The sequence below is a fragment of the Ilumatobacter sp. genome (genome assembly GCF_041688325.1).
GTDB lineage: Bacteria > Actinomycetota > Acidimicrobiia > Acidimicrobiales > Ilumatobacteraceae > Ilumatobacter_A.
Map to the genome: position 1 here is coordinate 1 of NZ_JBDNIJ010000045.1, position 18,610 is coordinate 18,610.

Annotated in this window: 14 protein-coding genes, 1 tRNA gene and 1 pseudogene; 12 read left to right on the forward strand and 4 right to left on the reverse strand. The window is 62.7% G+C overall.

Annotated elements, in window-relative coordinates:
* Window positions 1-280, forward strand: a pseudogene (locus ACH2EI_RS03500) (deoxyribose-phosphate aldolase); the annotation flags it as partial.
* Between the two features lie 109 nt (window positions 281-389).
* Entirely contained in the window at window positions 390-2,642 is a 2,253-nt protein-coding gene (locus tag ACH2EI_RS03505; protein WP_395159143.1) for an ATP-binding protein, read from the forward strand.
* A 149-nt stretch (window positions 2,643-2,791) separates the two neighbouring features.
* On the opposite strand, the gene ACH2EI_RS03510 is transcribed toward ACH2EI_RS03505, so the two are convergent.
* A tRNA-Arg gene (locus tag ACH2EI_RS03510) sits at window positions 2,792-2,864 on the reverse strand.
* 145 nt (window positions 2,865-3,009) lie between these two features.
* Here ACH2EI_RS03510 and argS point away from each other — a divergent pair.
* The 3 genes from argS (at window position 3,010) to ACH2EI_RS03525 (ending at window position 6,708) form a co-directional block, all read left to right on the forward strand.
* The gene (gene argS, locus ACH2EI_RS03515; RefSeq protein WP_395151924.1) at window positions 3,010-4,740 is read left to right on the forward strand and encodes an arginine--tRNA ligase; all 1,731 of its coding nucleotides are present in this window, start codon (window positions 3,010-3,012) and stop codon (window positions 4,738-4,740) included.
* 2 nt (window positions 4,741-4,742) lie between these two features.
* Complete coding sequence (lysA, locus tag ACH2EI_RS03520) at window positions 4,743-6,032, forward strand: diaminopimelate decarboxylase (protein WP_395151926.1); 1,290 nt, start codon at window positions 4,743-4,745, stop codon at window positions 6,030-6,032.
* A gap of 115 nt (window positions 6,033-6,147) precedes the next feature.
* Complete coding sequence (locus ACH2EI_RS03525; RefSeq protein WP_395151928.1) at window positions 6,148-6,708, forward strand: TIGR03086 family metal-binding protein; 561 nt, start codon at window positions 6,148-6,150, stop codon at window positions 6,706-6,708.
* Window positions 6,709-6,777: 69 nt separating this feature from the next.
* Here the strand turns inward: ACH2EI_RS03525 and ACH2EI_RS03530 are convergent, their stop codons facing one another.
* Window positions 6,778-7,350, reverse strand: a complete 573-nt coding sequence (locus ACH2EI_RS03530) for a TIGR03086 family metal-binding protein (RefSeq protein WP_395151930.1) — start codon at window positions 7,348-7,350, stop codon at window positions 6,778-6,780.
* A gap of 67 nt (window positions 7,351-7,417) precedes the next feature.
* On the opposite strand from ACH2EI_RS03530, the gene ACH2EI_RS03535 reads away from it, so the two are divergent.
* From ACH2EI_RS03535 to prmC, 7 genes are all read left to right on the forward strand, one after another.
* The gene (locus ACH2EI_RS03535; protein WP_395151932.1) at window positions 7,418-8,728 is read left to right on the forward strand and encodes a homoserine dehydrogenase; all 1,311 of its coding nucleotides are present in this window, start codon (window positions 7,418-7,420) and stop codon (window positions 8,726-8,728) included.
* A gap of 5 nt (window positions 8,729-8,733) precedes the next feature.
* A complete protein-coding gene (gene thrC / locus ACH2EI_RS03540; protein ID WP_395151934.1) occupies window positions 8,734-10,116 on the forward strand; it encodes a threonine synthase in 1,383 nt (460 codons plus the stop codon).
* 279 nt (window positions 10,117-10,395) lie between these two features.
* A complete protein-coding gene (gene rho / locus ACH2EI_RS03545; RefSeq protein ID WP_395151936.1) occupies window positions 10,396-12,318 on the forward strand; it encodes a transcription termination factor Rho in 1,923 nt (640 codons plus the stop codon).
* A 119-nt stretch (window positions 12,319-12,437) separates the two neighbouring features.
* Window positions 12,438-12,668: a 50S ribosomal protein L31 gene (gene rpmE / locus ACH2EI_RS03550; RefSeq protein WP_395151938.1), complete on the forward strand. Its 231-nt coding sequence runs from the start codon at window positions 12,438-12,440 to the stop codon at window positions 12,666-12,668.
* 307 nt (window positions 12,669-12,975) lie between these two features.
* Window positions 12,976-14,028 carry a hypothetical protein gene (locus ACH2EI_RS03555; protein ID WP_395151940.1) on the forward strand — a complete coding sequence of 351 codons (1,053 nt, stop codon included), beginning with the start codon at window positions 12,976-12,978 and terminating at the stop codon, window positions 14,026-14,028.
* Window positions 14,029-14,074: 46 nt separating this feature from the next.
* Complete coding sequence (gene prfA, locus ACH2EI_RS03560) at window positions 14,075-15,157, forward strand: peptide chain release factor 1 (protein WP_395151942.1); 1,083 nt, start codon at window positions 14,075-14,077, stop codon at window positions 15,155-15,157.
* Window positions 15,150-16,016, forward strand: coding sequence for a peptide chain release factor N(5)-glutamine methyltransferase (prmC, locus tag ACH2EI_RS03565; protein ID WP_395151944.1), 867 nt, complete (start codon window positions 15,150-15,152; stop codon window positions 16,014-16,016). The genes prfA and prmC overlap by 8 nt, the downstream gene beginning before the upstream one ends.
* A gap of 13 nt (window positions 16,017-16,029) precedes the next feature.
* Here prmC and ACH2EI_RS03570 read toward each other — a convergent pair whose 3' ends face one another.
* Window positions 16,030-16,425 carry a TerB family tellurite resistance protein gene (locus tag ACH2EI_RS03570; protein ID WP_395151946.1) on the reverse strand — a complete coding sequence of 132 codons (396 nt, stop codon included), beginning with the start codon at window positions 16,423-16,425 and terminating at the stop codon, window positions 16,030-16,032.
* Window positions 16,426-16,493: 68 nt separating this feature from the next.
* Entirely contained in the window at window positions 16,494-18,596 is a 2,103-nt protein-coding gene (locus ACH2EI_RS03575; RefSeq protein ID WP_395151948.1) for a prolyl oligopeptidase family serine peptidase, read from the reverse strand.
* Window positions 18,597-18,610: the final 14 nt, after the last annotated feature.

Genomic DNA, 18,610 nt, shown 5'->3' on the forward strand with positions numbered 1-18,610 from the left:
CAAGGCGCAAGGTGGAGCCACCCTCGATGCGGCCCGCGTGATGCTCGAAGTCATTGCCGATTCTGACCGTACCGTCGGGATCAAGCCGTCGGGCGGGGTCAAGACATACGACGACGCCATGGCCTACCTCGACCTCGCGGCCGAGGTGTTGGGTGACGACTGGGCAGTGCCTGCCACGTTCCGCTTCGGTGCGAGCAGCTTGCTCGATGCGTTACTCGTTCAGATCGAGATGGGTGCGACCCCTGAGCTGTCGCCATCGCAAGAGGGCGAAGAACCCTGATTGCGGATTGCGGATTGCGGATTGCGGATTGCGGATTGCGGATTGCGGATTGCGGATCCAGATGTGGGTGATCCCATCGGGGAGGCAGCGCGGCCGGTAATGTCGGTCGATGAGCGAGATCGGAAGTGGACAGCGCACGTCCATTGACGCCATGCGGTCTGGCGAACTCACCAGTGGGGAGTTGCCAGTTTCGGGTGGATCGCTCGTCGGGCGGCAGGAAATCGTCAGTCAGATCGTCGAACAACTCGATCCAGGGCGTGTCGTCACGCTCACCGGCATGGGTGGCGTTGGCAAGACCAGCGTGTCGATCGAGGTGGCCCGCGCGATTGTGAACGACCCGGATCGGTTCTCTGACGGCTGCTGGTTTGTCGAGATGGCCGCTGTGGCAGACGAGGCGTCAATTCCGGTCGCGATTACCGACGCCATCGGGATGTTCCAGAACGATGACGCAACGCCGTACGAGTCGGTCGTCACCGGCTTACGCGGGTTGCGGGGGCTGCTGGTGATCGACAACTGCGAGCAGATCGCCGGTGCGATGACAGGTCTTCTGCATCGCCTTCTGAGTGACTGCACCGACCTTGCGGTGCTGGCCACGAGTCGTGAGCCTTTGCGAATGGAAGCAGAGCGGGTTATCGCAATCGAAACGCTCAACGCCGGAACGGGTGCCTACGAGCTCTTTGCCCGACGCGCTGTCGAGGCGGATGGTTCCTTCGACCCGTTGGCCCACGCGTCCGCTATCTCGACGATCTGCAATGCGCTCGACGGTTTGCCGTTGGCACTCGAACTCGCCGCTGCTCGCCTCGGGACCATGACTGCTGAAGACATTGCCAGTCGGCTGGACGAGCGATTCCGCATGCTTCGTGATCCGTCGGTTTCCGGTCGAAACAATTCGCTGTATGCGACCGTCAGTTGGTCCTATGAGTTGCTGCAACCGGTCGAGCGTCGATTGTTTGATCGGTTGTCAGTTTTTCAGGGTGGATTCGACGAGCAGGCCGCGATGGCGATGCTGGACCCCCGAGATCGCGGCGTCGATGTGCGTGTCGTGCTGGGGGCCCTCGTCGACAAGTCGATGGTCAACGTCGTCTCGGCAGTGGCGCGCGCTTGCAGCGACGAGGGCAGTAGCGCTGGTGCCAGCAGAGGCGACACCGCCCCGAACAATGCGCCGGAGGCTGCCGGTCGGCGTTACGACCTGCTGGAGACGCTGCGACACTTCGGTGACCGCCAGCTGGCACGGCGGAACGAGCGAGCGGCCGTCCGGAACCAACATCTCGATCACATGATCGAAGTCGTCGCTGCAGCGAATGCTTTTGCGCTGAGCAACGACTGGGCCGAAGGGGCGCGAAGGTTCCGACAGGATTGGGCAAACATCCGGGCTGCGGTGAACTGGGCGATCGACACCACGCGCGTCGACGATGTTGATCGGTTGCTCCGTGATGTCCACTTTTATTGTCGCTGGTCGCTCGAGGCTGAGGCGGCAATCTGGGCGAAGCGGGCGATCTCACGTGGAACGACGATCGGCGCGGTCCCTGGTACTCCGGCACACCTTCATGTGGGCTTCCAGCTGTTTCTCGCTGGCGATCATGAGGCGGCGCTCGAGGAACTCCAACGGGGCCTCGCTGCGCGGGGCACACCGTCTGACCGCGGATGGTGTCGTCACTACGCGGCGGTCGAGCTGTTGTATCTCGGGCGTGCTGCCGAGGCTGCCGATCAGGCTGCGGTCGACTTCTCCGACGAGTCGCCGCGATCGGTTGAAGCTGTCATACGGTCGTCGTCGATCACGGCGTTCCAGATGTACGCCCGCCAAGTTCACCACGACGAAGCAGCGGCACGGTTCGCGAAATACGCCCAAATTGCCGAGAAATCGGGCAACTCCGTGGCGCAGGGAGACGTGCACTTCAACAGTGCGTTGTGCGCTTATGGACGTGGCGATGTCGACACGTACCTCGCCAAAATGGGGGATGCCCTCGAGGTGGCTCGACGAGACGACATCCCGAATCTGACCGGCTACATCCTTACCGCTCAGGTGCACGCGCCTGGGTGGTCCGGGCTGCGCGGGGCGCTCGACGCGCTCGAGTATTGGAATGCCAGCCGCAACATCGGTAACGAGTTCGTCGTACTCGAAGCGGTTGGGATCAACCTCGCCGAGATGCGCCGCCTCGAACCGGCCGCGGTGATTCTCGGGAACCTGCACAATGACCGCCGGAAGATGACGTCATCGATGAGCCGGCGCCAAGCCTGCATCGGCGAGATTGCGCTGCACCGCAGCGGCGAAGCCTGGATGGAAGCCGGTGCTGCGATGTCACGCACCGAGTTGCTGGCCTACACCAAGCGCGCAACGATTGAAGCCCTCGAATCACTCTGAGTTGCGTCACCCTGCGGCGAACCCAGTGTCACACCGAGGTCTGTCACACCAAGCAGACCTCGGTGTGACACTCACGACTCACTGCGGCGGTCGGGGCGGAAAACGACGATGACGTGGCTTCCATCGTTGGAACCACGTCATCGAAAATGCGCCCTCGGTAGGATTCGAACCTACGACACCTGGTTCCGGAAACCAGTGCTCTATCCCCTGAGCTACGAGGGCAGGTGGCACACGATAACGCCTGATCAGCTCACTCGGTCGATGTCTTTACTGACATGAGCCGATCGTCGGCATGGAGCGATGAATGAATGTCAGTGCCGAATCGACCGGGGTGAGAAGTGGCTGCATCGGGCAGACTGTTCGGCGCATGTCAGATCCCCTCGCAACACTCTCGGCGCTGCTGGCGCCGATCTTCGCCGAACTCAACGGTGGCGAACCGTCCGACCCGACGGTGCGCCCGTCCGATCGTGCCGATGCGCAGATCAATGGCGCCCTTTCGCTGGCTCAGCGGGTCGGATCGAACCCCCGTGAGCTCGCCCAGCGGATTGTTGATTCGGGCGTGCTTGGTGACGTCGCATCCGAACTCGAAGTCGCCGGCCCGGGTTTCATCAACGTCACCTTTGCTGCCGCATTCCTTGAAGCGCAGCTCGCCGAAGTGGTCGCCGACGATCGGTTGGGCGTGGCGCGAGCTGCTGGTACGAAGCGCGTCGTGGTCGACTACTCCGCGCCCAACGTGGCGAAAGAAATGCACGTCGGCCACCTGCGCAGCACCGTGATCGGCGACTCGCTCGTGCGAATGATGGAGTTCCTCGGGCATACCGTTTCGAGGGAGAATCACATCGGTGACTGGGGGCGGCCGTTCGGCATGCTCATCGAGCACCTTCTTGATCTCGGCGAAGATGTGGCGTCCGAAGGACTGTCGCAGGGCGACCTTGATGGCTTCTACAAGGAGGCGAACGCCAAGTTCAAGGACTCTGAACCATTCCAAGAACGTGCTCGTGCGCGCGTTGTGTTGTTGCAAAATAGTGACGAGGACACGCTGGTGCTCTGGCACCGTCTGGTCGAGATGTCAAACGCCTATTTCAACCGCGTGTACACGAAGCTCGGCGTGCTGCTGACGGACGACGACCTGGCAGGTGAGAGCCAGTATCAATCGCTGATGACGGGAGTTCACCAACGGCTCGAAGAGCAAGGCCTGGTGAGTGAGTCCGACGGGGCAATGGTGGTGTTCGCTCCGGGATTCAAGAACCGGGATGGCGATCCGTTGCCGATGATCACGAAGAGCCAGACCGGTGCCTTCATGTACGCGACGAGCGATCTCGCATGCGTGGTCGACCGAGTTGAGCGGCTTGGGGCTGACCTCATGCTCTACGTGATTGGAACACCTCAGGCGCACCATTTGCAGATGGTGTTCGAAGTTTGTCGTATGGCTGGCTGGCTGACGGAGCCGACCCAAGCGGTGCATGTGAACTTCGGCAGCGTGCTCGGAGCGGACGGCAAGATGATGAGAAGTCGCGCCGGCGACTCGGTGAAGCTCGTCGACCTGTTGGACGAAGCCGTCGAACGCGCCGACGCCTCAATCGCAGAGAAGAATCCGGATATGTCAGCGCAAGATCGTGGCGTCGTCGCGCAAGCCGTTGGGATTGGTGCGCTCAAGTACGCTGACCTGTCGACCGATCGCATCAAGGACTACGTCTTCGACTGGGACAGGATGCTCGCATTCGAAGGCAACACTGGCCCATATCTGCAATACGCGCACGCCCGAATCTGTTCAATCTTCAGGCGTGCGGCCATCGAGCGGTCGACGGTGCGAGAAGCGCCGATCGTGCTCGGGCACACAGCCGAGAAGGCCTTGGCGATGCGGATCATGGGCTACCCGTCAGCGATCGACAACACGCTCGATTCCTACAGTCCGCATAAGCTGTGCACCTACGTGTATGAGCTGGCCTCCGACTTCTCGTCGTTTTACCAGGAGTGCCCGATTTTGAAGTCTGACGAGCCGATGCGCACGAGCCGTCTCGCGCTCGCCGACCTGACGGCCCGGGTGCTCGAACACAGCCTCGGCCTGCTCGGCATGATTGCTCCGCAGGAGATGTGACGATGTCTGCGCTGCCACTGCACTTGCTCTCTGACAACGCACGCGTCGAGGCCGACGGATCGCTCAGCGTCGGAGGTTGCCGCGTCGACGAGATCGCTGCTGAGTTCGGCACACCGGTGTTCCTCTACGACGAGGCGCACCTGCGCGCTCGCTGCCAGGAAGCCGTCGCGGCCTTCGGACACCAAAAGGTTGTCTATGCAACAAAGGCGTTTCTCTGCAAGGCGATGGCCAAGCTCGCCTACGACGAGGGGTTGCTCCTCGACGTCGCTTCTGGTGGTGAACTCGCGGTGGCACTCGCCGCTGGTGTTCCCGCGAACGCGTGCACTCTGCACGGGAACAACAAGTCCGTCACCGAATTGCGCGAGGCAATCACGGCTGGCGTGCGCCACGTCATCGTTGACAGCTTCGACGAACTGGACCGCCTCGATGCGCTGTGGGCTCACGGGCTCCGCCATGCCAATGGCGGCGCACCCAAGGTGGTTCTGCGGATCACTCCGGGAGTGTCGGCGCACACGCACGAGTTCATCGCCACTGGCCAAGACGACTCCAAGTTTGGTTTCAACCTTCGCAACGGTGACGCGATCAAAGCGGTCGATCGGGCCCGCCGTTCCGATTCGGTCGATCTGGTCGGGGTGCATTGCCACATCGGCTCGAACGTGTTCGAGGCGTCGTCGTTCGCCAAGGCAGCAGAGGTGATGGCCGACTTCGCCGTGCCGCTTGACCTGCCTGAACTGGTGCTCGGTGGCGGCCTCGGTGTTGCCTACGTCGAAGGTGAAGAAGCACCAAACATCGCCCAATGGGGCAACGTGCTGCTCGACGCCTGCGACGCACTCGGTGTCCGCTCGAAGGTCAGCGTTGAGCCTGGCCGAGCGATAGTCGCCTCGGCTGCGATGACCGTTTACACCGTCGGCACGGTCAAACGCATCCCTGGCGTCCGTACCTTCGTGTCGGTAGACGGCGGGATGAGCGACAACCCCCGCCCCGTGCTCTACGGCTCTGGCTACGAGTCGTTCTTGCCCCGAGCTGCGTCGGCTCCGCGCGACCTCACCGCTCGGCTTGTGGGCAAGCACTGCGAATCAGGCGACGTTCTCTCCTTCGAGGCGAAGCTCCCTGCCGACATCGCTGTCGGTGACCTCTTGGCCACGCCGGTTACGGGCGCGTATGGGCATTCAATGGGTTCGAACTACAACAAGATCACACGGCCGCCGGTCGTCTTTGCAGCAGACGGTAACGCTCGCCTCGTCGTCCGTCGCGAGACGTACGACGACCTCCTCCGCACCGACCTTGGCTGACGCTTCAACGACGTCGTCGAAAACCTTGCGAAGTACCACGACCTTGTCCGCCGATAGTTACGTATGGGGTCAGGCCCCTTTCGCAACTCTCTCCGCCCGAACTAGGTTGCGCATCATGAGTACACAACCTCTCAAGATGGTCAACGCCAGCACCCGCAGCGTCCTCGCCAACATCACCGCCGATCAGATGCAGAACACCTCACCCTGCGCGTCGTGGGACGTCGCTGGCATCATCAACCACATCATCGCCGGACAGGGGTTCTTCGTTGCCGGCATGACCGGTCAGCGGCCGAGCAGCGAAGAAGTCGATTACTCCGCTGGCGACTTCCTCGCCGCATACGACGCAGCCACACAGGCAGCAGTCGATTGCTTCGAGGCCGACGGCGCACTCGATGGCATGGTCAAGATGCCCTTCGGTGAAATGCCGGGTCGCGCCGTGCTGGGCCTCGCTATGACCGACACGTTCACGCACGGCTGGGACCTCGCCAAGGCAACCGGTCAGTCCACTGACCTCGCCCCCGAGCTCGCCGCGCAGCTGCTCGAATCCGGCCGCCAAATGATCCAGCCAGGGTTCCGCGGTGAAGATGGTGCTGCACCGTTCGGCGTCGAGCAGGAGTGCCCCGACGGGGCCTGCAACGCCGATCAGCTCGCAGCGTTCCTCGGCCGCACGGTCTAAATCATCACGTTGAGGTCAGGCCCCTTTTCGCAACAGTTGCGAAAGGGGCCTGACCCCAAACGCAACTCTTTACGGACGGCGCCCCATGAGGTCGAGGAGGCGTTCGTGCAACGGAGCGTGGTCCGGGACCGTTCCGCTCGGACCGTTGCCGAACACGCCGAGTTGAGCGATCACCGGAGCCATCGGCGAGATGTCATCCCAGACGATCTGTACGACGTCCGAATTGAGCGTGTCGTTTACACCTATTGCTCGGGCAAGGTCCCATTGGTGGACCAACAGGTCGCTCATGCGGAAGCTGCGGAGCTGAGCGCCGGGCATGTCGCCAGCGGGATGTTGGCAGACCCGGTCGTCGACTGCAGAATCCACGAGAGCGGCCTCTTGCAGCGCCAGAGCGACATCGAGTGCAGCAAGCGGGTCGCCGCTGATGAATTGCGTCGACAGCAGATCAATTGCCTCGGCCCGGCCGGCACCAGCGGCGATCGCGGCAGACATCTGGCTGCCGGCGATCACATGGCCGAGTACTTCGGTGACGTTCCAGTCGGGGCATGGCGTCGGCAAGTCCCACTGGTCGTCCCTGACCATTGCGGCCACGGCTCGAAATTGTCGGCTCGCGGTGACCAATGGATGATCGGTCGTCGTCATCTGGTCGACGGTACCTGTCGGGCAACGTCCTGAGAACCGATGGTGTGCAGCCAGTAGCCTCGGCCGCGTGACCAGCGACGTAACGTCTCTCAAGATTGGTGTGCTCGGCTGCGGCAACGTGGGCGCCGCATTCGTAGAACTCGTGGAGGTGCAGCGCGCCGCCGTGCTTGCTCGAACAGGGATCGATCTGACCGTCACCCGTGTTGCAGTCCGAAACATGTCGGCGCCTCGCGATGTCGAACTCGCCGAGGGTGTACTGACCCGCGATGCCATGGACGTCGTCACCGACCCCGACATTGACATCATCGTCGAGTCGATCGGTGGCATCGAGCCAGCGCGCGAACTGATTCTGGCTGCACTGGCACACGGTAAACCTGTCGTCACAGCCAACAAGGAACTCCTCGCCAACGTCGGTGCCGAGTTGTATGCCGCAGCCGACGCTGCCGATCGCGACCTCCTCTTTGAGGCTGCGGTTGCCGGTGGCATCCCGATCATGCGTGCGTTGCGCGAAAGCTTGCACGGCGAGCCGATCACCCGTGTGCTCGGCATCATCAACGGAACCACGAACTACATCCTCACCAAGATGACCGACGCGGTCGACGCCGGTGGCGAGGCCGACTATGGAGCAGCGCTGAAAGATGCGCAGAGTCTCGGCTACGCCGAACGCGACCCCACTGCTGATGTCGAGGGTTACGACGCAGGAGCCAAAGCTGCGATCATCGCAACGGTGGCCTTCGGCAAGAAGGTCGTGGCTGGCGACGTCTACCACCAGGGCATCAGTGAGATCACTTCCTCGGAGATCGCGATCGCACGCCGACTCGGCTACGTCGTCAAACTGCTCGGCATCGTCGAGCGGGATGCCGCAACCGAAGAGATCAGCGTCCGCGTGCACCCGACGATGGTGCCGGTTCAACACCCGCTGGCCTCGGTGCGCGACAGCTTCAATGCGGTTTTCGTCGAGGGCGACTTTGTCGGCTCGTTGATGTTCTACGGCCGCGGTGCCGGTGGGGCGCCGACGGCGAGTGCCGTGTTCGGTGATGTCGTCGATGCGGCCATCAACCTGCGTGCAGGCACGCACGGCTCGCTTGGCGAGCTGGGCAAGGCAACGATCAAGCCGATCGACGAGACCTCTGCGGAGTACTTGCTTGGGCTCGACGTCGCAGATCAGCCAGGTGTGCTCCATTCGGTCACCGGCGTGTTCGCGAAGCACGGCGTCTCGATCCGTGCCGCCGAGCAAGAGGGGAATGGGCCTGATGCCCGCCTCGTGTTCATCACGCACTCGGCCCTTGAGAAAGACGTCCAAGCCACGGTCCGCGAACTCAACGAACTTGACGTCGTGCTCAAGGTCGGCGGCCTGCTGCGCGTCATTGGAGACTGAGCAACATGAAATACGTCTCCACCCGCGGTGATTCCCCCGTCCTGGGTTTCAGCGATGTCCTGCTGGCCGGGCTCGCCACCGATGGTGGCCTCTACATGCCCGAGGAGTGGCCGACGCTCACCCAGCCGTCGACCGCTCGGACCTATGTCGAGCGCGCCGTCGAGGTCATGCTGCCCTTCGTTGAACCGGATATCGACGAACTGACGCTCACTCATCTCGCCACACAGGCGTACTCGACATTCCGGCACCCAGCTGTCGTGCCGCTCGTGCAGATCGACCACAACCAGTGGGTGCAAGAGCTGTTCCACGGCCCGACGCTTGCGTTCAAAGACGTCGCACTGCAACTCGTCGGCCGGTTGTTTGATCATGTGCTCGCCCAACGTGGCGAACGTGTCACCATCGTTGGCGCCACCTCAGGCGACACTGGTTCGGCAGCGATCGACGGCGTGCTTGGCTGCGAGAACATCGACATCGTCATCCTGTACCCCCTTGGGCGAACGAGCGACGTGCAGCGCAAGCAGATGACGACCGTCGACGCTCCAAACGTCCATGCCGTCGCCGTCGAGGGAACGTTCGACGACTGTCAAGACATGGTCAAGGCGATGTTCAACGACGTCGAATTCCGCCAACGCAACCAGCTCTCGGCCGTGAACTCAATCAACTGGGCACGGGTGATGGCGCAGACGGTCTACTACGTCACGGCATCCGAGATGTTTGACGAACCGGTCACGTTCAGCGTGCCCACTGGCAACTTCGGCAATGTGCTCGCTGGTTGGATCGCCCGCAAGATGGGTGCGCCGATCCGCGACTTCATCATCTCGTCGAATACCAATGACATTTTGACTCGATTCATCAACGACAACGACATGAGTGCGCGTGCCGTGATCCCGTCGTTGAGTCCGTCGATGGACATCCAGGTGTCGTCAAACTTCGAGCGTCTGCTGTTCGAGATGAACGGCCGTGACGGTGGGATGACCGCCGAGCAGATGCAGCGCTTCCGGACGACGGGCAACCTCGCAATCGAGGCCGACCAACGCGCCGAGTTCATCACCGGGTCGATCCGGGCAGCTGCTTTCGATGATGAGCACACCCTGGCCGAAATGAAGCGGATCTATGACGTCACGGGTGGCTACGTCGTCGAGCCCCACACGGCCACAGCCACAGCAGCCGCGCGAATGCTCTCAGCGAACGATGGGGGAGGTCCCGTCATCACCTTGGCGACCGCTCACCCAGCAAAGTTCCCCGACGCAGTCGAGCAGGCCATCGGCACTCGCCCAGCGCTCCCGGCGCACCTTGTTGACCTCTTGGACCGAGAAGAACGGACCCAGACCGTTGCCAACGACCTCGCCACCGTGCAAGCGCTGGTTGAGGAACTCACCGCACGCTGAGTTCGGCACCGACGAGCTGCCACGCTCGGCACTGACCGGAGGTGGAAGCCGCAACTTCAGCGATCGGTCGGGTAATCAGTTGGCAAACGACACGCGTTGCATTCCCAATCAGAAGCGGGCTAACGTGTGGTTACTCGGTTCGCCGAGTCGCACCCCGAGCTTTCGGTCGTGTGCGAATTCCGTTCAGGGGAACTCCGTCGGGCGTGTTCTGACCCCTCAGTCCTCTGGCACGATCACTTTCCGTATTGCCCGAATCGGGCGCGGAGGGAGAGGAACAACGTGGCCGCTGCGGCACTCGAACAGTCCGTCCTGGAATCCAAGGACAAAGACACCCTTCTGGAAATGGCCAAGGCGCTCGGCGTCAAGGCTCCCGCCCGTCTGAAGAAGTCAGAGATCATCGACAAGATTCTGGAGACCACCGGCCCGTCCAGCGTGCCGGCCTCCGCGCCCAAGGCCGCAGGGCAGCGCGAACTTGCTCTCGACAGCGAACCCGCCCAAGCGCGGCAGTCGTCTGAACGGGGTTTCGGTTCGAAGCCGTCCGCTTCGCGATCTACCTCGAAGCAAAACGATACGTCTGGCGGCGCTGGCGACGGCGTCGTGGTCGGCCCTGACGGTGATCCGCTCGCTGACTGGGAACTTGAGCTGCTTGCTGATGGCGTCAACACGACGACCAGTGAAGTTGCCGCCGAGGCCACGTCCGGTGATGACAAATCGAACAATGACCGCAACCGAAATCGCAATAACGGCGAAGCCGGCGAACGCAACCGCAACCGGAACAACGAGGGCAACCGCGCGGACGGCGAAAGCCGTAACGGTGAGGGCGTCAACCGCAACCGCAACCAGGGCGCAGGCCAGGGCGGCGCCAGTCAGGGCGGTGGGGGCCAAGGCGGGGGCCAGCAAGGCAATCGCAACCAGGGCGCCCAGAACCGCAACGACGATGGAGGCGAAGGCAACAACAAGCGCCGCCGTCGCCGTCGCAAGGGCGGCGCCAACCGGGGCTTCGATGGCCCTCAGGGCGACGATGTCGACTTCGTCGAAACCGATTCCGATGGTCAGCTTGAGGGCAACGAATCGACCGATGTCACCGGTTACCTGGACATGCACGACCAGGGATACGGCTTTCTCCGTCTCAACGGGTATCTCCCGAGTAAGCAGGATGCCTACATCACCGTCAAGGTGGCGATGCAGTTCGGTCTGCGACGTGGCGACCTCGTCGTCGGCACGATGCGTGCCGCTCAGCGGAACGAGAAAAACCCGCAGTTGATTGAGGTCACGACCGTCAACGGTCGAGACCCCGAAGCAGCGAAGAAACGCCCTCGTTTCGAAGATCTCACTGCACTGTTTCCTGACTCGCAATTGCGGCTCGAGAACCCGGCAGACCCGGCGAACATGACAGCACGCATCATCGACCTGCTGTCGCCGATCGGCAAGGGCCAGCGTGGCATTATCGTGTCGCCTCCGAAGGCCGGCAAGACCACGGTGATGAAGACGATTGCCCAGTCGATCGAGCTCAACAACCCCGAGTGCAAGCTGATCGTGCTGCTCATCGACGAGCGCCCCGAAGAAGTGACCGACATGAAGCGCAGCGTGAACGGCGAAGTTATTTCGTCGACATTCGATCGCCCGAGCGACGAGCACGCCCACGTCGCCGAGATGGCGATTGCCAAGGCGCGTCGCCTGGTCGAGCAGGGTGAAGACGTCGTGATTATTCTCGATGGCATTACTCGTCTCAGCCGTGCGTACAACTTGGCCGCTCCGTCGAGCGGCAAGATCCTGTCCGGCGGTATCGACGCCGGAGCGTTGTACCCGCCGAAAAAGTTTTTCGGTTCGGCCCGCAACATCGAAGAAGGTGGCTCGCTCACCATCCTCGCCACGGCGTTGGTCGACACGAACAGCCGCATGGACGAAGCGATTTTCGAAGAGTTCAAGGGCACCGGCAACATGGAGCTCCGTCTCGACCGCAAGATCGCCGAGCGGCGCATCTACCCGGCCATCGACGTCGATGCATCGTCGACCCGCCACGAAGAGCTCCTCTTCGATCGCAAGCAGCTCCAAATGGTGTGGAAGCTTCGCCGAGTCCTGAGTGGTCTCGCGGACGGTGGTAGCGGGGCTCCTGGCCTTGAGCTGCTGATCGACCGTCTCAAGACGTTCCGGACCAACGCCGAGTTCCTCAACGAAATTGGTAAACAACCAGGCATGTGATTCCTGCGCCTCCGGCGCTGAAACAAAACGGAATCGCGCGTGGTTACACTCCCGCCACCCGATCTGTCGCCGACGAAGGCTCTTCAGCCGGCACCAGAAGATCAACAAAGGACACAACGATGCAGACTGACATTCATCCCCATTACACCGACACCACAGTGAAGTGCTCCTGCGGGAACGTCTTCACGACGAAGTCGACTGGCGCCGACGAGCTGAGCCTCGAGCTCTGCAACGAGTGCCACCCCTTCTTTACCGGCAAGCAGAAGCTGGTCGACTCCGGTGGCCGCGTGGAGCGCTTCAACAAGCGCTACGGCGAGCGCAAGGGTGCTCCCTCCAACGTCGAGGAGTGACACATCGCCTCTGCCAACGTGCAGAGGGTCGATCGACAAGATCGAGAGAACGAAACGCCGTCCTACGGGGCGGCGTTTTGCGTTCTCCCTGGTCATCGACTTGGCACGATGCAACGTTACGCACATCTGACGAACAGGTAACGACGACCGATTCAAGGTGCACGTCTCTCGAGTTGACGGTGGGACAACGGACCAGACCGTGCCGAACCTTGTGGTCAGGGGCCAATGGCAACGTCGATCTGCATGGCTACTTCGTTGGATCTGAACACGCGGGTTCAGGCTCGTGGGTGCCGGTAGCGTTCGCTCCATGACTGCTGCGATGGACCCGCAACGTCGAGGTCAGCTCCTCGGTATCAAGCTGCGCGCCCTCGTGAGCGACCATGTTGGTCGAGCCATCGAGGCCGAACCAGTGCCCTTGCTTGGCGGGTCAGCGCTTGTCGACGCAGATGCTGCTTGGGTGCTTGTCGATGGTGATGCGAGCCGACTCCTCGGTGCATCGCTCGCCTGGGCTATCCGGCGCGGAGCCAGTGCCCTCAACGTCGTGGCTGACGCCGGTGGCGGCACGGTCGCACGCCGCGCGGAGATGTTTGATTTTCCGATCAACGTGTGGCTCGCCGAGGATCGAACACTGCTGCCGACGGTTGCTGAGCCGTTGCCCGAACGCCGCAGCGCCTCGATGGACAACCCCGACCTGATCGAGATGATCATCAACTCGGGTGCTGTGGTCAACGTCGAGCACGGCACCATTGCCGGCGAGGTTCGTGGATTGGAAATCTGTCGCATCGTCGATCAGCCCACCTTCGGCTTCTTTGCCGAATTCAGCGAGGTGATTGTGCGAGCGTCGCCGACGGACGGAGTATCCGACCGTAATGACGGTGTTCGGCTTGAAGTCGGCGTCGGCGCTGCAGACCGCGAGGCTTTTCAGATGCTGCATGGCGATCTGCCCACTGCCGAGGCGCTCACGTCGGTGGTCGCGACGGTCATCACCCATCGTTCCGCTTCGGCACGGCAGCACCCGCTCAACCGGCTCGGAGCTGAGCGATACCTTCGCTGGGAAGCCGAACAAGACCCGGGTCGCGTCGGCTTGGCCAGTCTGGTGTCGGTCGAGCCACCAGCGCCTCGCCCGAACCTGAAGGATCCCATTCCGTGCGTGGCAGCAGGCGCCACGGCCGACGACCAGGCAGTGCACGTCGTGTTCTCGTCCGGCGTCGACCTCGACGCCATTCCGTTTGTGGCTGACGTGCAACGGTTAGTCGGCACGCCCGTTCGGCTCGCCGTTCCGACTCGTGACCTCGTCCCGGTGACGCGTGAGATGGCGGAACTGCTGCTCAACCCGATCGAACTCATCGCGCTCGGCTGACCACTCCCGGCAGAACGTCGATTGGCGGCACTAACCTCAAATCGCCATGGCCGAACCCGACATGATCGCCCGACTGAGCCAAGTCGGTGACGAATTCGAGACACTCGAACACCAACTCAGTGACCCTGCAGTCCTGTCGGACCCTTCGCAGCTGCGGATCCTGTCGAAGCGGTACAACCACCTCGGCCCAGTCATGGAGAAGTTCCGCCTCCATCAGAGCCGTGTCGCCGATCGCGAAGCTGCGCAAGAGATGCTCCCTGAGGCCCACGGCGACGAACGTCAATTGCTCCAGAGCGAGATCGACGACGTGAACGCCGAACTCCCGAAGCTGATTGATCAGCTGCGCGAGATGATGCTGCCCACCGATCCCCACGACGGCAAGAACGTCATCATGGAGATCCGCGGTGCCGAAGGCGGCGAAGAGGCCAACCTGTTCGCCCGAAATCTGTTCGAGATGTACTCCGCGTACGCCGCCAACATGGGTTGGAAGGTCGAACTGATGTCGACGACGCTGAGCGACATGGGCGGCTTCAACGAGGTGACGCTGATGGTCAGCGGCGCGACTGCATGGCGAAATCTGAAGTTCGAAGGCGGTCCGCACCGGGTACAGCGCGTGCCCGTGACGGAGAGCCAAGGTCGTATCCACACGTCGTCAGCAACGGTGACAGCACTGCCCGAAGTCGACGAGGTTGATGTGACAGTCGATGATCGGGATCTTGACATTGACGTGTTTCGTGCCAGCGGCCCAGGTGGCCAGGGCGTGAATACCACTGACTCTGCCGTACGCATTACCCACCGTCCGACTGGCGTTGTCGTGTCGATGCAAGACGAGCGATCGCAACTCCAGAACAGGCTGCGCGCAATGACAGTGCTGCGGTCACGGCTGTTCGACCTGGCCGAGCGAGAGCGACGCGAAGAGATGTCTGATGCCCGGCGTTCCCAAACCGGTGGCGGTGGACGCAGCGAGAAAATTCGGACCTACAACTACAAAGAAAATCGGGTGACCGATCATCGCATCGGCTTCACGATCTACCGGCTCGCCGAAGTGTTGCGTGGCGATCTGCAACCGGTCGTCGACGCGCTTGCAGTCGACGAACGGACGCGGCTGCTCGCCGAAGGCGATGTCTGACCACACCGACGTCACGGTGACATGGCGGGGACTCTGGGACGAGACCGCATTGGCCATCGGCGATCGTCAACATGCGCGGTGGATTTGCGAAACCGCATCCTCGACCAATCCTGACGAGTTCCTCGCCAGCCTCGACCAGACACCGATGACTCGGATGGTCAGCCACCTCGACGCGATGGTGGCGCGCTATCGAACGGGCGAGCCGCTGCAGTACGTGCTCGGCAGCTGGTCGTTCCGCCGACTCGATCTCAACGTCGACAAGCGTGTGTTGATCCCGAGGCCGGAAACCGAGCTGGTTGCTGAAGTGGCGCTCGGTCTCGCACGCGCGATCGAAGACGAACGCACCGTGGTGGATCTCGGAACTGGGTCAGGCGCCATCGGCCTCGCCTGTGCCGACGAACTTCCGCTCGACGGTACAACGGTGTGGCTGACCGATGCGAGTAGCGATGCGCTCGATGTCGCACGCGCGAACCTTGCCGGAGTCGGTCGTGCGGCGCGGAACGTGCGGGTCGCGTTCGGCAATTGGTTTGCAGCGCTGCCCGACGGCCTGGAGGCCGACGTGATCGTGTCGAACCCACCGTACGTCGCTGTCGGGTCGGTCGACCTCGAGGCCAACGTGGGGGAGTGGGAGCCCGAGGGTGCGCTCTTCGCCGGCGCCGATGGTCTCGACGACTATCGAGTCATCGTTCCGGGTGCGATCGATTACCTGCGTCCGGACGGATGGTTGGTCCTTGAGATCGGCTACGACCAAGGCTCAGCAGTCTCAGCACTGTTGGAACAGCAGGGCTATCGAGAGATCGAAGTCCGCCAAGATCTCGCACACCTCGACCGCATTGTCCTCGCCAAACGCCCAGCCTGATCCAAATCCCTCGTCAGTTGAAGCGCACTGCGACAGCAGCGAGGATGGAGCCTTCTTCGGGGTTCACTTCGTTGTCGACTCCGGCCACCTCGCGTGATGCGGAGAAGAGCGCCGAGCGCAGCACTCGGCTGTTGATCCGTTCGTCAATCGAGTCGATGAACTCTTGGACGCGGTCGCGTTCGATTGCGTGGCGAGCCGCTTCGATTGCGGGTCGAAGGTAGTCCTCGAAGGAGAATTCGTCGTCGTGCCAGTCGGTACTGATCTCGCGGACGAGTTCGACCTCTTCATCGGCGATGTCCTGGTCAGCCAGCATCACGAGGGCCAGCAGTTCGAGGGCGGCTTGGTGTTCCAGGTTGGCAGTGGCGTGCACGGCGACTCCGCGGTACATCTCGAGTAGGCGATTGTTCATACCAAAGCGACGTTAGATGAATCCTTCGGCGCGTGCCGCGCCAGGGATCCGAATCGTCACGGAAGATGTCAGCTCGTCGGTTCGGGAAGCGACCGGCGCAGGAAGTCCAGCTGGTGGAGCAACAGGTTCTCAGCGACTTGCTCCTGGGGAGTCATATGGGTGACGCCGACCAGTGGCAGAACTTCGTGCCGCTTTCCTGCGGCGAGCAGTGCTGATGAGAGTTGGAGCGTGTGCGCCGCCACGACGTTGTCGTCGGCGAGCCCATGGATCAGCAGGAGCGGCCGTTGGAGGTCGCCGGCGAGGGGGAGGAGCGAGCTCGCGTCGTACTGTGCTGCGCTGATGTTCGGATCGCCGAGGTACCGCTCGGTGTAGTGGGTGTCGTAGAGCCTCCACTCGGTGACGGGCGCTCCGGCGATCGCGGCATGGAACACGTCGGGCCGGCGGAGTACTGCGAGCGCTGCGAGATAGCCACCGAAGCTCCAACCCCTGATCGCAACGCGGCGCTGGTCGAGTGCAGCGGTCTCCTTCGCCACGTGGTGCAATGCCTCGATCTGGTCGTCGAGTGGTGCGGTCGCGAGATCGCCGTGAACCGCTCGTTCCCAGACTGATCCTCGCCCAGGGGTGCCGCGGTTGTCGGTAACGAGGACGGCGAACCCCTGATCTGCGAACCACTGTGACGCAACGAACGCGTTGAAGGAATTCTGGACGCGTAGAGCATGCGGACCGCCGTAAGGATCGAGTAGGACGGGAAGGAGCGAGCCGTCGTGGTCGTGTGGGAGCAGCAGAGCCGATGTCAGCCCGGTCACTTCACTCCGGAAGAACTGGACATTCGGTGTGACGAGCGGTGTCTCGGCGAACGATTCGAGTGTGCGTGTCGTGCCGGACGAGTGAGTCACCAGATGTGTGGCGCCTGGTTCGGCGAGTGTTGCCGAACGAGTGACCGAGGTGCCGCCGCGTTCGGCGAGCGTGTGGATCCCTGGTTCGTCGGTGAGCGCCGTGAGCGTGCCGTCGTTGCTGCGCCGCCAGACGTGGAGCGAGGTTGAGTCGTCGATCGGGTTGGCTTGAAACAGAATTGACCCGGCATCGGCTTCGAGCACAGCACGGACTTGCAGGTCGACGGGTGTCACGGGTTGGTCATTGACCATCAGCCGTCGAGCTCCGTCGCGGTCAGCTGCTGACACGAGTGTGCCGTCGGGCAGGAGGCGCGGTACCCCAGGCACCAATTCGACCCAGGCATCGTCGTAGTCGTGGGCGAGTACTTCGGTTTGGCCGGTGATCTCGTCGACGTTGAGCGTCATGGTGCCGCGTTGGTCGCGTGCTTGCACGGCCATGATCAGGCCAGCTCGGGTCCATTCGACGGAGGCGATGTAGGGGAAGAACTCGTGGTCCCAGTCGACGTCGGTGCGCGACCCGTTGAGGCCGAGCAGGTGGAGCGACACGGTGGCGTTGTTGGTTCCGGCCGACGGGTAACGCACGGTCTGAGCGGGGCGGTCGGGGTTGGCCGGATCGGCGATGACCCATTCATCGACCGGTGATGTGTCGACGCGGCACGCAGCAATGGTGCTGCCGTCGGGGCTCCACCAGTAGCCCCGGAAGCGGTGCATCTCTTCGGCTGCGATGAAGTCAGCACTGCCCCACGACACCGTGTCGGCCTCTGTCGGGTCACCACCGGCGAGGACGCGCCACGTGCCGTCCAATTCTCCGATACAGAGCAGCCGGCCGGCTGCGTAGGCGATGCGACGTGCGGTTGGATCGGGACGGGGGTCAAAGACGGGGCCTGCGACGTCGAGCGATCGGGCGAGGCCCGTCAGAAGGCCTGCAACGAACATTCGGCCGCCGAGTGCGAAGGCCGCGACTTTGCCGGCCGCGTCGGTTGCGTAGCTCGTGATGCCAACGGCGCCTTCGCGCGAGCGTTCGCGTCGGGCGCGTTCCAGCGGAGGCAGATCGTCGTCGTTGCCTTCGCTCAGCAATGCACGCGGATCACCGACGAGTCGTTCGGTGCCATCGGCGACGTCAAGTACCCAGAGTGCGTTCACCGGGTCGGTCCCACTGGAGCTGCGGAGGAACATCACGCGCTCGCCGTCGGCCGAGACGGTGATGTCGCGGGGGGCGCCGAGGGTGAACCGCTGGGTGCGAGCGTGCTGGCGGGGGAACGTGTCGGCGTCGGTCACGCCGCAGACACTAG

What these genes read in the sequence shown, in the direction of transcription:
- ACH2EI_RS03555 (WP_395151940.1), top strand. Translation starts at nt 12,976, where the DNA reads ATGACTGCTGCGATGGACCCGCAACGTCGAGGTCAGCTCCTCGGTATC.
- prmC (WP_395151944.1), top strand. Translation starts at nt 15,150, where the DNA reads ATGTCTGACCACACCGACGTCACGGTGACATGGCGGGGACTCTGGGAC.
- prfA (WP_395151942.1), top strand. Translation starts at nt 14,075, where the DNA reads ATGGCCGAACCCGACATGATCGCCCGACTGAGCCAAGTCGGTGACGAA.
- thrC (WP_395151934.1), top strand. Translation starts at nt 8,734, where the DNA reads ATGAAATACGTCTCCACCCGCGGTGATTCCCCCGTCCTGGGTTTCAGC.
- argS (WP_395151924.1), top strand. Translation starts at nt 3,010, where the DNA reads ATGTCAGATCCCCTCGCAACACTCTCGGCGCTGCTGGCGCCGATCTTC.
- ACH2EI_RS03530 (WP_395151930.1), bottom strand. Translation starts at nt 7,350, where the DNA reads ATGACGACGACCGATCATCCATTGGTCACCGCGAGCCGACAATTTCGA.
- ACH2EI_RS03570 (WP_395151946.1), bottom strand. Translation starts at nt 16,425, where the DNA reads ATGAACAATCGCCTACTCGAGATGTACCGCGGAGTCGCCGTGCACGCC.
- lysA (WP_395151926.1), top strand. Translation starts at nt 4,743, where the DNA reads ATGTCTGCGCTGCCACTGCACTTGCTCTCTGACAACGCACGCGTCGAG.
- rpmE (WP_395151938.1), top strand. Translation starts at nt 12,438, where the DNA reads ATGCAGACTGACATTCATCCCCATTACACCGACACCACAGTGAAGTGC.
- ACH2EI_RS03505 (WP_395159143.1), top strand. Translation starts at nt 390, where the DNA reads ATGAGCGAGATCGGAAGTGGACAGCGCACGTCCATTGACGCCATGCGG.
- ACH2EI_RS03525 (WP_395151928.1), top strand. Translation starts at nt 6,148, where the DNA reads ATGAGTACACAACCTCTCAAGATGGTCAACGCCAGCACCCGCAGCGTC.